Here is a 14,566-nt window from a genome sequence, read left to right as displayed (position 1 = left end):
GGCTAGCGGCCAAGCAGTTCGGCCATTGCCGCGAACACCTGGCGCATGGCCGGCGCGCTGCGGCCCGGCCCACCGGCACAATGGCCCCAGTCCGATTCGAGCACCCGCAGCTCGGCACCCGGAATCAGCGCGGCCTCGTGGCGGGCATCCTCGACGGTGAAATACAGATCGCTGCTGCCGGGCATAAGGATGGTCCGCGCACGGATGCGCCCCAGCGCTTCGGCCAGCGAGCCGGCAGCGAAACTGCGGGCCGGGTCGGCCGATTGCCAGGTATGCAGCACGCAGAGCAGGTCGTTGGCGTCCTGCTCCAGATGATCCTGTTCCCAGTAGTCGAGCAGCGCCTCAAGGCTCTCGAAACCCATCTCGCGCCACAGCTCATGACGATAGAACGCCTGCGAATAGGCCCAGCCGGCATAGGCACGGCCGAAAGCCCGCAAACCACGTTCCGGCGGCACGCTGTAGCGCCCTCCCAGCCAGGCGGCGTCGGCGCACAGCGCCGCCTTCACCCCTTCGAGAAACACCCGATTGTGCGGCCAGCAGCGTGCCGTACAGCAGAACGGCAGGATGGCACGCATCCGTTCCGGATAGGCCATTGCCCAGAACAGCGTCTGCATGCCGCCCATGGACCAGCCGCTGACCAGGGCGAGCTGCCAGTCGTCGCCATACAACCGATCGAGCAACGCCTTCTGCGCCCTCACGTTGTCCAGCAGGCCGACCCGCGGGAAGTCCGCTGCGCCCTGACCGGGCGCAGCGTTGCTCGGCGAAGTCGACCAGCCTGCGCCGAACAGGTTTGTCAGCACCACGCAGTAATCGCCACCTGCCAGCGGGCCATCCGCACCAAGCAGGGGCAGGCTGCCCCAATGTGTGCCGCCGTAGTAGCTCGGAATCAGCACCAGGTTGTCCCGCGCGCGGTTCGGCGTGCCCACTACCTGATAGCAGAGCCGCGCATTGCGCAGGCGTTCGCCGTTTTCGAGGCTCATTTCGCCCAGCGCAAAAAATTTCTTTTCCCTTTTTATTTCAATCATCTGCGTGACTCCTGCAGTGGCGCAGAGGGCGCCAGGCGGCACCAGCGTCGGCCCGTTTCTATACACGCTGGCATGTATATTGGATGAAGGAATCGTGCCAGCGGCCCCGGCCGCCATTCATGACTCCAAGGAGCGCAAGCCGATGACCAGCTTTCCCCTCTCCTCCGTCGAGGAGTTGAAACAGCAGTTGCAGGACAAGGGTGTGAAGTACGCGATGGCCAGCTACGTCGACATCCACGGCGTGATCAAGGGCAAGTTCGTCCCCATCGCCCATCTCGGCCAGATGCTCCGCGGCTCCGAGCTCTACACCGGTGCGGCGCTGGACGGCGTCCCGCAGGAGATCAGCGACAACGAGGTGGCCGCGATGCCAGACCCGGCGACCGCCACCCAGTGCAGCTGGAACCGCGATCTCGCCTGGTTCGCCAGTGACCTCTACCTGGACGGCAAGCCCTTCGACGCCTGCTCGCGCGGCATCCTCAAGCGCCAGACCGAAGCCGCTGCAGCGCTGGGCTACACCTTCAACCTGGGCATCGAGACCGAGTTCTTCCTGTTCAAGGACACCCCGGATGGCGGCTTCGCGCCCATTTCCGAGCGCGACGACATGGCCAAGCCCTGCTACGACCCGCGCCTGCTGATGGACAACCTGCCCATCGTCGACGAACTGGTGCAGGCGATGAACGAGATGGGCTGGGGTGTCTACTCCTTCGACCACGAGGACGCCAACGGCCAGTTCGAAACCGATTTCAAGTACAGCGACGCCCTCGGCATGGCCGACCGCTTCGTGTTCTTCCGCATGATGGCCAACGAGATCGCCCGCAAGCACGGCGCTTTCGCCACCTTCATGCCCAAGCCCTCGGCCAACCGCACCGGCAGCGGCGCGCACTACAACATGTCGCTCGCCGACATCGAGACCGGCAAGAACCTGTTCGAAGTCGATGGCGAAGACCCCTACGGCTGCGGCGTGACCCCGCTGGCCTATCACTTCATCGCCGGGGTGCTGAAACACGCCAAGGCCATCTGCGCGGTCATCGCGCCTACGGTCAACAGCTACAAGCGACTGATCCGCAAGGGCGCCATGTCCGGCTCGACCTGGGCGCCGGTGTTCTGCTGCTACGGCAACAACAACCGTACCAACATGCTGCGCATTCCGTCCCAGGGTGCGCGGGTCGAATGCCGCGCCGCCGACATCGGCTGCAACCCCTACCTCGGTGCCGCGATGATCCTCGCCGCCGGCCTGGAGGGCATCCGCGACAAGCTCGATCCCGGCCAGCCGCACCGCGAGAACATGTATCACTACAGCGAACGGGAGGTCGCGCAGATGGGTATCGAGACCCTGCCGCGCACCCTCAGCGAAGCCATCGACGCCTTCGAGGCCGACCCGCTGTCGCGCCAGGTGTTCGGCGATGCCATGTACCAGGCCTTTGTCGAGTTCAAGCGCGACGAATGGAATGCCTACCACACCCATGTTTCCGACTGGGAAATCCAGCGCTATCTGAAGTTCTTCTGAACCGGGAGTACCGCCATGCACGGCACCATGATGAAAAAGCTGCTCTGCGCCGGGGCCATTGCCCTCGCCGCCCTCGCCCCGCTGGCCCAGGCGGAGGAGAAAAAGACCTTCAACCTGGCCTGGACCATTTACGTCGGCTGGATGCCCTGGAAGTACGCCGACGAGTCGGGAATCATGAAGAAGTGGGCCGACAAGTACGGGATCGAGGTGAACATCAGCCAGATCAACGACTACGTCGAGTCCATCAACCAGTACAGCGCCGGCCAGTTCGACGGCGTGGTTGCCACCAGCATGGATGCGCTGTCGATTCCGGCGGCCGGTGGCGTCGACACCACCGCGCTGATCGTCGGCAGCTACTCCAACGGCAACGACGGCCTGGTGATGAAGGGCACCAGCGATCTCAAACAGATCAAGGGCCAGCAGGTGCACCTAGTGGAACTGTCGGTGTCGCATTACATCCTGGCCAAGGCGCTGGACAGCGTAGGCCTGTCGGAGAAGGACGTGCAGGTGGTCAACACCTCGGACGCCGACATCGTCGCTGCCTTCAGTACGGCCGATGTACGCAACGTGGCGACCTGGAGTCCGCTGCTGCAGGAAGTCGCCGCCACACCGGATGCACATCAGGTCTTCGACTCGGCCAGCGTGCCGGGCCATGTCAAGGACCTGCTGATCGTCAACAGCGAGACGCTGGCCGACAACCCCGCGTTCGGCAAGGCAGTTACCGGCGCCTGGTACGAGGTAATGGCAATCATGGCCAGCGACACGCCGCAAGGCGCCGAGTTGCGCGCCCAGCTGGGCGCAGCTTCCGGCACCGACCAGGCCGGCTACGAGGCGCAACTCAAGGGCACCCACATGTTCTATCAGCCAGCCGAAGCGGTCGCCTTCATCTCCGGCGAACCGGCCCACGAAGCGATGGACAGCGTGCGCAAGTTCTCCTTCGACCACGGCCTGCTGGGCGACGGTGCCGATTCGGCGGACTTCGTCGGTATCGCCATGCCGGCCGGCGCGCTCGGTGATCAGGGCAATCTCAAGCTGCGCTTCGACACCACCTACATGCAGATGGCCGCCGACGGCGCCCTGTGAGGGCTTGCCACGCAGCGGGCCTTGCCGGCACGCTGCGTGGCCGCCGCGCATTTCGAGGAGCCTCATGCGCCGTACCAAAGAAGACGCCGAACAGACCCGCCTCAAGATCATCGCCGCGGCGCTGGAGCTGTTCAGCCGCAACGGCTATTCGAACACCACCCTGGCGATGATCGCCGAAGCCGCCGGCTTCAGCCGTGGCCCGATCTACTGGCACTTCAAGAGCAAGGATGAGCTGTACGAAGCGGTGCTGGCCTACTCCCAGGAGCCGCTGGAGCAGCTGATCGAGCAGAGTCGCCAGCTGGCCGCTAGCCCGCAGGCTGCGCTGGAGCACTTCGTCGGCGAATGGTTTCGCCTGCTGCTGGACGAGCGCTGGTATCGGCAGTCCTTCGAGATCCTGCTGAACAAGACCGAACTCACCGCGCAGATGGCGAGCACCCTGAAACGCGAACGCAAGCTCACCCGTGCCATGGTGCAGCTGCTGGAAGACCTGATTGCCAAGGCGCACGCAGATGAAGGATCGGCGCGATCACTGGCCTTGCTGCTCTATTCGAGCCTGATGGGCATCACCCATACCTGGCTGCTGTCGCCCAAGCTCTTTTCGCTGAGGGAACAGGCACCGTTTCTCACCAGACGTCTGTTGAGCTCCATGGCGCCGGGCTTGGAGATGGCAGGCGGGACAAGCGGAACGGGTCGATCAGCCGAGTAGCCGTGGACGCTTGAGCTTGTTCAGCAGAGCGGGCCGAAGCGCGGCGGCATCGGCATCAATGGAGGCGATCAAGCCAGCGATTTCAGCGCGCGACAGCGAGATGCGGCACGGCAGTCCGGTCAGCAGCAGGGATTCGCCAGTGGCCTCATCGAGCAACATCACGCGCACCGTAGTTGGCGAGTCCATCCGTGCGTTGAACACCAGCGGTTCGTAGTGTTGCTGGACCAGAGCGAAGGCCTCCGGCTGTCTGAATCGTTTCATGGCGACAACTCCTTTTGTCGGGGCGCGGATTCTAGCAGCAGCGGCCGCCTCGCAGGCGGCCCGATTGCCAACAGCGCCACAAGCCGGATGGAGATATCACGGGTACGCGGTGGGACAGGCACCAAACGGAACGCCAGGCCTGACCCAGGGGGCCAGCAAAAGTCAGGTGCTGAGAGGCTGGAGGATGGGAACAACATGGGAACGCCGACTGCAGGAATACGCATCCCAGAAACGCTGAAGGCCCCGGAGTACGGGGCCTTCAGGATTGCAGATGGCGGAAGCGCAGAGATTCGAACTCTGGGAAGGGTCTCCCCTTCGGCGGTTTTCAAGACCGCTGCCTTCAACCACTCGGCCACACTTCCGGATAAAGCGGGCGCAATAGTACCGGATAGAAATACACTGTCAAACACTGATGCTAGGCAGCTGGACTGCCTCTGTTATGATCCGGGACAAATCGTCCCAGGCTTGATTTCATCCAAGGAGTGTCGCCATGCACGAACACGAATACGCGCTTAGCCACACGCAGGTCGAACAGCGTGAGGTCAGCAAGGTCCTGCGCAACACCTACGGGCTGCTGGCCATGACGCTCGCGTTCAGCGGCCTGGTGGCATACCTGTCCATGCAGGCCAACGCCGCCTACCCGAATATCTTCGTGGTGCTGATCGGCTTCTACGGCCTGTTCTTCCTTACCGCCAAACTGCGCAACTCGGTATGGGGCCTGGTGTCCACCTTCGCCCTGACCGGCTTCATGGGCTATACGCTCGGCCCGATCCTCAACATGTACCTGGGGTTGGCCAACGGTGGTGAGCTGATCAGCTCGGCGCTGTCGATGACCGCACTGGTGTTCTTCGGGCTGTCGGCCTACGTGCTGATCACCCGCAAGGACATGAGCTTTCTCAGCGGCTTCATCACTGCGGGTTTCTTCGTGCTGATCGGTGCGATGCTGGCGGGCTTCTTCTTCCAGGTCACCGGGCTGCAGCTGGCGATCAGCGCAGGTTTCGTGCTGTTCTCCTCGGCCTGCATCCTGTTCCAGACCAGCGCGATCATCCATGGTGGCGAGCGCAACTACATCATGGCCACCATCGGCCTGTTCGTGTCGCTGTACAACCTGTTCATCAGCCTCCTGCAGCTGCTGGGCATCTTCGGCGGCGACGACTGATTCAGCGCTGAACCTGCCCGCCTCGGCGAGCAATCCGACACCCTGCGAAGGCAACGCTTTCGCAGGGTGTTTTCGTTTGGGCGTTCAATACGTCGCGTTTCAGCCGGCGCGCGAGGCCTGAGCCTCGGGCGAGGCATCCTCGAAGCGGTCTACCTGTCGCAGGCTTCTGAAGCCGAGCATCCAGCCGCCGGTCACCGCCAGCGTGCAGAAGCTGCCCAGCAGTGCCGCCGGTACCGCACCGAGCCAGGCGGCACTGGTGCCGGCGCGGAACTCACCGAGCTCGTTGGACGAACCGATGAACAGCATGTTCACGGCATTGACGCGTCCACGCATGGCGTCAGGCGTGGAGAACTGGATCAGCGACGAGCGGATGTACATGCTCACCATGTCCGCACCTCCGGCGACGAACAGCGCGGCGAACGACAGCCAGAACAGGCTGGACAGCGCGAAGACCATGTTGGCGAGACCGAACACCGCCACGGCAATGAACATGGTCATGCCGACATGGCGGTTGAACGGCCGCGTGCTCAGGTAGAAGCCCACCATCACCTCACCCAGCGCCATGGCGCTGCGCAGTGCACCGAGGCCGGTCGGGCCGACTTCCAGCACCTCCTGGGCGTAGATCGGCAACAGCGCGACCACGCCGCCGAGCAGCACGGCGAACAGGTCCAGCGAGATGGTGCCGAGGATGATCGGCCGCGAGCGAATGAAGCGGATGCCCGCGGTGAAGCGCTGCCATGCGGTAGCCTCCAGCGCCCGCATGGCCTCGCCGTAGCGCACCGGTACCCGTTGCAACAGCACGATTGCCGCGAGGAAGAACAGCAGGCAGGCCGCATAGGTCAGCCCACCGCCACCCATTGCGTACAGGCCTCCGCCGAACACCGGGCCGGCGATAGTGGAGCCGCGCACGATCATGCTGTTGGCGGCGATGGCTGCAGCCAGACGCTCGCGCGGCACGATCTGCGGCAACAGGCTGGACAACGCCGGTCCGGTGAACGCACGGGCGCAGCCGTAGAACACCAGCACGATATAGAAGCTGAGCACCGCCCCGCCGCTCAGCGAGAGCCACAGCAGCGCCGCCGCGCAGACTGCCTCGAGCGCCCAGCTCAGGGCGAGGATGCGCTTGCGATCGTAGCGATCGATCAGGTCGCCGGCAGGCATCAGCAGCAGGAACATCGGGACGAACTGCGCCAGGCCGACATAGGCCAGCGACAGCGGATCGCGAGTCATGTCGTACACCTGCCAGGCCACCACGACGGCGAGGATCTGCACGGCGAACATGGCCAGCACGCGACTGATCAGAAATGGCACAAAGCCAGGCTGACGGTAGACGGAATCAGGCAAAGCGGAAGCGTCGGCAACAGACATGGGATATCCAGACGGCCAGGCCCGGTACCGGGCAGAAAGCCGGCCAATCTACCGGAGGGGCGAAGACCCGAGCAATGCTGGCCCGCCCGACCGCCCCTCCCTGCCCGCTCGCAGACTCGGGCATTTCCGCGGCACCGTCGCCGACGGACGAGCACCGGAATGGCCGACGACGGATTCTTCATACGCCCGGCTGGCGTATCATGTCGGCTGTTTCGCAATGGTGCCCCGATGAAATTCGTAATCGCCCTGTTCGCCCCGCCCCACTCACCGGCCGCGCGTCGCGCGCTGCGCTTCGCCGAAGCCACGCTGGCTGGCGGACATGAGATCAGTCGCCTGTTCTTCTACCAGGACGGCGTGCACAGCGCCTCGGCGAACATCGTCGCGGCCCAGGACGAACTGGATGTCGCGGCGCAATGGAGCCGCTTCGTCACCGCCAACCAACTGGATGGAGTGGTCTGCATCGCGGCCGGCTTGCGTCGCGGTGTGCTGGATGCCGGCGAGGCGCAGCGCTATCGGCGACCCGCGGCAAACCTCGCCGCCGGCTGGGAGCTATCCGGGCTGGGCCAACTGCACGAGGCGGCACAGCAAGCCGATCGCCTCGTCTGCTTCGGAGGTCACTGATGGCGCGCTCCCTGCTCATCATCAGCCGCCAGGCGCCCTGGTCCGGCCCATCCGCCCGCGAAGCGCTGGACATCGTGCTGGCTGGCGGCGCCTTCGAGCTACCGCTGGGGCTGCTGTTCCTCGACGATGGCGTATTCCAGCTCGCCCCCACGCAGCTGGCAGCATCCGTCGAACAGAAGGATCTGACCGCGAATCTGCAGGCACTGCCGCTGTTCGGTATCGATGCCCTGTTCGCTGCGCGACGCAGCCTCAGCGAGCGCCAGCTCGCCGAATCGACGCTGGCGCTGCCGGTCGAGGTCCTCGACGATGCAGACCTGCGCGCCCTGATCAACCGCTACGACCACGTGATCACCCTCTGATGGCCACTCTGCACCTGCTTTCTCATTCGCCGTTCAGCGACAGCCGCTTCGCCAGTTGCCTGCCGCTGCTGGGCGACGCCGACGCCCTGCTGTTGACCGGTGACGCCACCTACGCGTTACAGCCCGGCAGCCAACCGTGCCTGGCGCTGCACCAGCTTCCCGAGCAGGTCGCGCTGTTCGCCCTGCAAGAGGACGTTCAGGCACGCTCGATCACCGCCCTGCCGCCGCGCGTCCAGCTGCTGGACTATCCCGGCTTCGTCGAGCTGACCTGTCGCTATCCGCGGGTCAACAGCTGGTTATGAGCCTGATCGTCGAAGGGCGCGAGATCGCGCTGGACCAGGACGGTTTTCTCGTCGATCTAGCGGACTGGAGCGAAGCCGTGGCCGAGGCCCTGGCGGCGCGGGAGGAACTGGCCCTCGAAGCCGAGCACTGGGAGATCATTCATCTGCTGCGCGCCTTCTATGCCGAGTTCCAGCTCTCCCCGGCCACGCGACCGCTGATCAAGTACGCCGCGCTCAAACTCGGCGCGGAAAAAGGCAACAGCCTGCACCTCAACCGTCTGTTCAACGGCACCCCAGCCAAACTGGCCGCCAAGCTGGCGGGGCTGCCGAAACCGAGCAATTGCCTATGATCCTCGAGACTCCTGCCGAACACCCCTTCGCCGTGTATGTGCGCATCCTCGGCAAGGGCAAACGTGGCGCCCGCGACCTGACGCGTGAAGAAGCCCGCGAAGCCATGGGCATGCTGCTCGACGGCAAGGTCGAGGAGGCCCAGCTCGGCGCCTTCCTCATGCTGTTGCGGCACAAGGAAGAAAGTGCCGAAGAGCTGGCCGGATTCACCGAAGCGGTACGCGAGCGGGTGCAAGCGCCGAAGACGGCTGTCGACTTGGACTGGCCAAGCTACGCAGGCAAGAAACGCCACCTGCCCTGGTACCTGCTCGCAGCCAGGTGCCTGGCAGCCAACGGCGTGCGCATTGTCATGCACGGCGGCGGCGCCCACACCGCCGGGCGCATCTATACCGAACAGCAGCTGCAATTGCTCGGTATCCGCCGCTGCGACGACTGGGCCGAGGTCGGTGCTGCGCTGGATGAGAACCGCCTTGCCTTCATTCCACTGGGTGCCTGGATGCCGGTGCTGCAACGCATGATCGACATGCGCAACCTGCTCGGCCTGCGCTCGCCAATCCACTCGCTGGCGCGCCTGCTCAACCCGCTGGGTGCGCGTTGCGGGCTGCAGAGCATCTTCCATCCCGGCTATCAGGACACCCATCGCCAGGCCAGCACCCTGCTCGGCGACCATGCCATCGTCATCAAGGGCGAAGGCGGCGAGGTCGAGATGAATCCGGACAATATTTCCCACCTCTACGGCACCACTGGCGGGCTGCCCTGGGATGAAGAATGGCCGGCATTGTCCGAGCGCCGTCATGTGAAACCGGCCCAGCTAGACCCTCGGCATCTGCTGGCGGTCTGGGAAGGTCGGGAAGAAGATGCCTACGGCGAACTCGCCGTGATCGCCACCATGGCCCTGGCCCTGCGCGGCCTTGGCGCCACGCGGGACGCGGCTTTCGGGCAGGCGCATGACTACTGGCAGAGCCGCCACTCATCGATTTAAGCGATAGGATTAAGCGGCCGTTCGGTCACATCGATCGAACGATGCTTCCTAGACTGCCCTCCTATTCCGTAACAGGAGGGCATCATGGGATTACTGATCGATGGCCAGTGGCATGACCGCTGGTATGCAAACCGCGACGGAAGATTCGAGCGCGAACAATCCAAGCGCCATGACTGGATCACGGCAGACGGTTCACCGGGCCCCAAGGGCAAGACCGGCTATCCGGCCGAAGCCGGTCGTTATCACCTATACGTGTCACTTGCCTGCCCCTGGGCTCACCGCACGCTGATCTACCGCAAGCTCAAGGAGCTGGAATCGCTCATCGACGTTTCGGTGGTCAGCTGGCTGATGGCCGAGAACGGCTGGACCTTCGACAAGGCCACCGGCTCCAGCGGCGACGCGCTGGACGATCTGGAATTTCTGCACCAGCGCTACACCCGCGACGATCCGGACTATTCCGGCCGCGTCACCGTGCCGGTGCTGTGGGACCGCGAGCGCCAGTGCATCGTCAACAACGAGTCCGCCGAGATCATCCGCATCCTCAATACCGCCTTCGATGGCATCACCGGCTCGCGGCTGGATTTCTATCCGGAGCCACTACGCGGCGAGATCGATGCGCTCAACGCACGGATCTATCCGGCGATCAACAACGGGGTCTACCGCGCCGGGTTCGCCACCACCCAGGACGCCTACGAGGAAGCCTTCGACGAGCTGTTTCGCGAACTCGACTGGGTGGAGCGGCGACTGGGCAAGCAGCGCTACCTGACCGGGGAGTACCTGACCGAGGCCGATTGGCGCCTGTTCACCACTGCCATTCGCTTCGATGCGGTGTATCACGGGCATTTCAAGTGCAACCTGCGCCGCATCGAGGACTATCCGAACCTCTCGAACTGGCTGCGCGAGCTGTACCAGTGGCCGGGAATCGCCGAGACCGTGGACTTCACCCACATCAAGCACCACTACTACGCCAGCCATCGGCAGATCAACGGCACTGGAATCGTCCCCAAGGGCCCCGCGCTGGGCCTGGAGCGCACGCATGACCGCGAGCGGCTGCCGGGGCGTGGAATCTGGACGCGGCCGCAGCGCTGACCACTCCAGCCGCGAAGGCAGCGTAGGCCTCTAGCCCGCGCTGCCGTGCTCGAGCATATGGCACATGGCAGTCTTCAGTTTCATCGGCCGCACCGGCTTGTGCATCAGCATATGGCCGAGCTCGCGGACCTGCTGCTTGAGCTCGTTGCTGTAGTTGGCGGTGATCATCAGGGCCGGGAGCGGGCTGGCGCGCCGCGCATTGACGGTGGCCACCACATCGATGCCGGTGTGGCCGTTGTCCAGGTGGTAGTCGGCGATCATCAGATCGGCCTCGGCGTGGAAGTTGTCCACCTGCCGCGCCAGGTCTTCTTCGGACAGTGCCGTGATCACCTTGCAGCCCCAGCCTTCGAGCAACGTACGCATGCCGGCGCAGATCGCCGTGTCGTTGTCCAGCACCCACACCCGAGCGCCCTGTAGTCGCTGCAGCACCAGTTCGGTGGTGCTCGGCTCCGGCCGCGCCTTGGGCGCGCGTTTGGCCAGCGGCACGTCGATGGCGAAGCAGGAACCGCGGCCCGGATGCGAGCTGACCCGGATGCGATGGCCGAGCATGCGGGCGATCTTGTCGACGATGGCCAGACCCAGACCGAGGCCGCGATCCTGATTCGGTCGCACGCCCTCGCCGCGCTTGAACTCCTGAAAGATTTCCTCAAGCTTGTCCGCGGGGATGCCCACGCCGGTATCCCAGACCTCGATGGACAGGCTCTGCCGACGCCGGCGGCAGCCTAGAAGCACGCGTCCCTTGGGCGTGTAGCGAATGGCGTTGGTCAGCAGGTTGCGCAGGATGCGCGCCAGCAGCTGGATATCGCTGCGCACGAGCGCCGAGCAAGGAATGAAGTCCAGCTGCAACTGTTCGGCACCGGCAATCTGGCGAAACTCCATGGCCAGATTCTCAAGCAGCTCGCTGACAGCGAACGGTGCGATATCCGGTTTGATCACGCCGGCATCCAGCTTGGAAATATCGACCAGTGTGCCGAGCAGGTTCTCCACGTCCTCCAGTGAATTGCTGATATTGCGGATCAGCCCGCCGCTGGACGCGCCAGGCTGCTCCAGCAGAGCGCTGGTGAACAGCCGCGCGGCATTGAGCGGCTGCAGCAGGTCGTGGCTGACCGCCGCGAGGAACTTGGTTTTCGACAGGTTGGCCAATTCAGCTTCGCGCTTGGCTTCGCGCAACCGCGCCTCGGCATGGCTGCGCTCGTCGATCTCGCGCAATAGCTGGTCGTTGAGGCTGGTGAGTTCGGCGGTGCGCTCGCGAACCCGCTGTTCAAGGTTCTGGTAGGCCTGATGCAGCGCCTCGGCGGTGCGCCGGCGGTCGGTGATGTCCTGGATCAGCACGAAGATGCCGGCCACTTCGCCGTTGGCCTGCCGGTTCGGCACGTAGGATCGCAGCATGTAGCGCTGCTGGCCGGCATGGTTGCGCTCGGCCATCTCGAAGCTGACGCTTTCGCCGGACAGCGCGCGATCGATGTAGGGCTCCAGTTGCCGCCAGTGCTCGCCGCTGTGCACCTCGCGCAGGGACTGGCCGAGCATGCCGTCGCTGGGCCAGCGGTACCACTCCTCGTAGACCTTGTTGGTGAACTCGTAGGTGAGATCGGCCGACACGTAGGCGATCAGCGCCGGCACATGGTCGGTGATCAGGCGGATCCAGCGCTCGCTCTCGCGCAGCGCCTCGGCATGACGGTAGCGCTCGGTGATATCGGTAAAGGTATTGACGAAACCGCCGGTGGGCAGTGGGTGTGTACGAATCTCCAGCACCCGACCATCGAACAGACGCTGTTCCAGTTCGCGAATCGGCCGGCCGCGGGCGTCACGGCTGTTGGGCGTGAGCAGGGTCAGCTCGCTGTCGGCCATGACTTCCTCGAACGGTCGATGCGCCTCGATAGGCGCCAGCCCGCAGAGCTCGAGGAAGCGTCGGTTCCACAGCTCCAGCGCGCCTTCGGCGCTGACCATCGCCACGCCCTGGGACAGGTTGTCCACCGCCCGCTGCAGCAGCCGCGACTTCTGCGCCAGCGCTTGCTCGCGGCGCATGGTCTCGCTGACCTTCACCTCGGTGATATCGGTGTAGAGAATCACCAGCCCGCCTTCGCGGGTTGGCCGCTCGCTGACCTGCACCCAGCGACCGTTGTTCAGCCGGTACACCGTGGGTTCGTCGCCCTTGCCACGGTGCTCCTCCACGATTAGGCCGGTGCTTTCGGCCATGCGCCGCACCTCGGCCAGGCGCGTGCCGGCATTGATGCGCGCGCGGGTGCGTGTCCAGAGCGATTTGAAGCGGCGGTTGAACAGCACGATGCGCTGATCGCGGTCGAACAGCACGAAGGCGTCGGAGATGCTCTCGATGGCGTCCACCAGATGCTGGTGAGCGGTTTCCGCGCGCAAGCGGGCATCGCTGAGCAGCTGGTTGCTGCCCTTGAGTTCAGCCATCGCCTGATTCAGGGCATCGGTGCGCTCGCGCACCTGCTCGGCCAGTTCCACCGAGTGCTGGAAGGCCGCGTAGGAGGCATCGCGGCCGGCACCGCTGGATTCCACGCGCTCGATCAGTGCCGCATTGATGCGCTTGAGCTTGTGGTTCTCCCGTTCGAGTTCGGCCTGCCGCGCCAGCAGCTCAGCGACTCGCCCGTCCTCCCGGTCGGCCAATGGCGACACCGGTGAAGGTCTGGTTGATGTGCATGCCATTGAACTGCTCTCCGTAGGTGTTGAAGCCGATCACCTGCTGGCGTCGGAGAAAGGCCGATGTCTGCTCGCTGCTGCCATCGGCCTCGATTTCCAGCCGGCGCAGGAAGCAGTCGCAGCCGATGGTCAGCAGCGGCGGGCCGAGGCGCTGCTCCAGTCGCTGGAACAGCGCCTCCAGGTTGGGCATCAAGGGACCGGGCTGCATGGCGGTGAGGACGATGCCGTTCTCCACCGCGCAATAGAAGGTCAGGCTCAGGTCGTCGTTGACCTTCTGGATCGAGCGCACGTAGTAGTGTTCGTTGATACGCACCGCCAGCGGGTGGGCGGCGAACAGTCGATGGTCGAGGTCACTGACAGGCACACCGATCAGCCGCGCATACTCCTCGGCGGCCGGCTCGGCGTTCAGTTCGTAGACCCGACGGCTGGTACTGTCGGCGCGGGTTACCACCAGCTTCTCCTCGCGCGGCAGGATGTGATGAGTGGTGAACACCTCGAAATCCAGCCAGGTGTTGATCAGCACCACGATTGCCGCGCCGCTGTAGAAGCGGCCGTCGTAATAGACGTAGGTGTCGCTCAGATGATTGTCGTCACCGGCCGACCCGCCGAAGTGCGGGATGCTGCCGAAGGCGGCGCTGAGGGCCGACAGCACCAGCTCCTCGCGGCTGGATAAGCCGTCGAGCAGCGTCAGCGCGAAGCTGTGATCCTTGATCGGCGCCAGCGAGTTGCTGCGACAGTCACTGCCCAGGCGTTCGACCAGCTGCTGTGCTTCGATCAGGCTGAAGCGGTCCATCTCGTCGATCAGCTCGCAGGCGATGGAAAAACTGCGGTGGTCGAAGCCGACCGCCGTCACGCAGCTGCGTCCGTAACCCTGGGACGTGATCTCGCCAGCCGAGGTGCAGCCCACCAGGCGCACGCCGCCGAAGTACTGGCGCAGCGCATCACCCAGCGCGGGCAGGTCGTATTCGGCCGAGCAGAAGAACAGCACGAAGCCCAGATGCGGATGCATCAGCTGTCGGGCCAGATCCTGGGCCACCGTTTCGGCCAGCCGTGCATCGGACATCGCCGTGCGGATCACTTCGCCTTGATGTTCGGTCACGCACGCACCCCGCA

At 64.5% G+C, this 14,566-nt stretch carries 15 protein-coding genes and 1 tRNA gene; 10 read left to right on the top strand and 6 right to left on the bottom strand.

Features of this window, described 5'->3' with window-relative positions; translation table 11 throughout:
• Positions 1-2 precede the first annotated feature (2 nt).
• Entirely contained in the window at positions 3-1,025 is a 1,023-nt protein-coding gene (locus PSTAB_RS09425) for an alpha/beta fold hydrolase (RefSeq protein ID WP_013982699.1), read from the bottom strand.
• Positions 1,026-1,167: 142 nt separating this feature from the next.
• On the opposite strand from PSTAB_RS09425, the gene glnT reads away from it, so the two are divergent.
• The 3 genes from glnT to PSTAB_RS09410 all read left to right on the top strand — a co-directional run bounded on the left by glnT (position 1,168) and on the right by PSTAB_RS09410 (position 4,321).
• Positions 1,168-2,532 carry a type III glutamate--ammonia ligase gene (gene glnT / locus PSTAB_RS09420; protein WP_013982698.1) on the top strand — a complete coding sequence of 455 codons (1,365 nt, stop codon included), beginning with the start codon at positions 1,168-1,170 and terminating at the stop codon, positions 2,530-2,532.
• A gap of 15 nt (positions 2,533-2,547) precedes the next feature.
• Positions 2,548-3,615 (top strand): putative urea ABC transporter substrate-binding protein, encoded by a 1,068-nt coding sequence (locus PSTAB_RS09415; RefSeq protein WP_013982697.1) that lies wholly within the window; start codon positions 2,548-2,550, stop codon positions 3,613-3,615.
• A 64-nt stretch (positions 3,616-3,679) separates the two neighbouring features.
• Positions 3,680-4,321, top strand: a complete 642-nt coding sequence (locus PSTAB_RS09410; protein WP_013982696.1) for a TetR family transcriptional regulator — start codon at positions 3,680-3,682, stop codon at positions 4,319-4,321.
• Here the strand turns inward: PSTAB_RS09410 and PSTAB_RS09405 are convergent.
• Positions 4,310-4,582 carry a DUF1652 domain-containing protein gene (locus PSTAB_RS09405; protein ID WP_011913133.1) on the bottom strand — a complete coding sequence of 91 codons (273 nt, stop codon included), beginning with the start codon at positions 4,580-4,582 and terminating at the stop codon, positions 4,310-4,312. The genes PSTAB_RS09410 and PSTAB_RS09405 overlap by 12 nt on opposite strands.
• Positions 4,583-4,854: 272 nt before the next feature.
• Positions 4,855-4,944: transfer RNA gene (locus PSTAB_RS09400), tRNA-Ser, on the bottom strand.
• A gap of 128 nt (positions 4,945-5,072) precedes the next feature.
• Here PSTAB_RS09400 and PSTAB_RS09395 point away from each other — a divergent pair.
• Positions 5,073-5,741 (top strand): Bax inhibitor-1/YccA family protein, encoded by a 669-nt coding sequence (locus PSTAB_RS09395; RefSeq protein WP_013982695.1) that lies wholly within the window; start codon positions 5,073-5,075, stop codon positions 5,739-5,741.
• 99 nt (positions 5,742-5,840) lie between these two features.
• Here PSTAB_RS09395 and PSTAB_RS09390 read toward each other — a convergent pair whose 3' ends face one another.
• Entirely contained in the window at positions 5,841-7,109 is a 1,269-nt protein-coding gene (locus PSTAB_RS09390) for an MFS transporter (protein ID WP_013982694.1), read from the bottom strand.
• A 228-nt stretch (positions 7,110-7,337) separates the two neighbouring features.
• On the opposite strand from PSTAB_RS09390, the gene tusD reads away from it, so the two are divergent.
• From tusD to PSTAB_RS09360, 6 genes are all read left to right on the top strand, one after another.
• Positions 7,338-7,730: a sulfurtransferase complex subunit TusD gene (gene tusD, locus PSTAB_RS09385; RefSeq protein WP_013982693.1), complete on the top strand. Its 393-nt coding sequence runs from the start codon at positions 7,338-7,340 to the stop codon at positions 7,728-7,730.
• Positions 7,730-8,089 (top strand): sulfurtransferase complex subunit TusC, encoded by a 360-nt coding sequence (tusC, locus tag PSTAB_RS09380; protein ID WP_013982692.1) that lies wholly within the window; start codon positions 7,730-7,732, stop codon positions 8,087-8,089. Before tusD ends, tusC begins: the two co-directional genes overlap by 1 nt.
• On the top strand, positions 8,089-8,391 hold the full coding sequence (tusB, locus tag PSTAB_RS09375) for a sulfurtransferase complex subunit TusB (protein ID WP_013982691.1): 303 nt from the start codon (positions 8,089-8,091) through the stop codon (positions 8,389-8,391). Before tusC ends, tusB begins: the two co-directional genes overlap by 1 nt.
• The gene (locus PSTAB_RS09370) at positions 8,388-8,720 is read left to right on the top strand and encodes a TusE/DsrC/DsvC family sulfur relay protein (RefSeq protein WP_013982690.1); all 333 of its coding nucleotides are present in this window, start codon (positions 8,388-8,390) and stop codon (positions 8,718-8,720) included. The genes tusB and PSTAB_RS09370 overlap by 4 nt, the downstream gene beginning before the upstream one ends.
• Positions 8,717-9,700 carry a glycosyl transferase family protein gene (locus PSTAB_RS09365; protein WP_013982689.1) on the top strand — a complete coding sequence of 328 codons (984 nt, stop codon included), beginning with the start codon at positions 8,717-8,719 and terminating at the stop codon, positions 9,698-9,700. Before PSTAB_RS09370 ends, PSTAB_RS09365 begins: the two co-directional genes overlap by 4 nt.
• 84 nt (positions 9,701-9,784) lie before the next feature.
• The gene (locus PSTAB_RS09360) at positions 9,785-10,789 is read left to right on the top strand and encodes a glutathione S-transferase family protein (RefSeq protein ID WP_013982688.1); all 1,005 of its coding nucleotides are present in this window, start codon (positions 9,785-9,787) and stop codon (positions 10,787-10,789) included.
• 30 nt (positions 10,790-10,819) lie between these two features.
• Here the strand turns inward: PSTAB_RS09360 and nahK are convergent, their stop codons facing one another.
• Complete coding sequence (gene nahK, locus PSTAB_RS09355) at positions 10,820-13,459, bottom strand: hybrid sensor histidine kinase/response regulator NahK/ErcS' (RefSeq protein WP_011913125.1); 2,640 nt, start codon at positions 13,457-13,459, stop codon at positions 10,820-10,822.
• Positions 13,389-14,552: a nitric oxide-sensing protein NosP gene (gene nosP, locus PSTAB_RS09350; RefSeq protein WP_013982686.1), complete on the bottom strand. Its 1,164-nt coding sequence runs from the start codon at positions 14,550-14,552 to the stop codon at positions 13,389-13,391. The genes nahK and nosP overlap by 71 nt, the downstream gene beginning before the upstream one ends.
• Positions 14,553-14,566: the final 14 nt, after the last annotated feature.

This window comes from Stutzerimonas stutzeri (genome assembly GCF_000219605.1).
GTDB lineage: Bacteria > Pseudomonadota > Gammaproteobacteria > Pseudomonadales > Pseudomonadaceae > Stutzerimonas > Stutzerimonas stutzeri.
The sequence above is the reverse complement of the archived record's forward strand: the minus strand, read 5'-3'. Positions and strand labels throughout refer to the sequence as shown.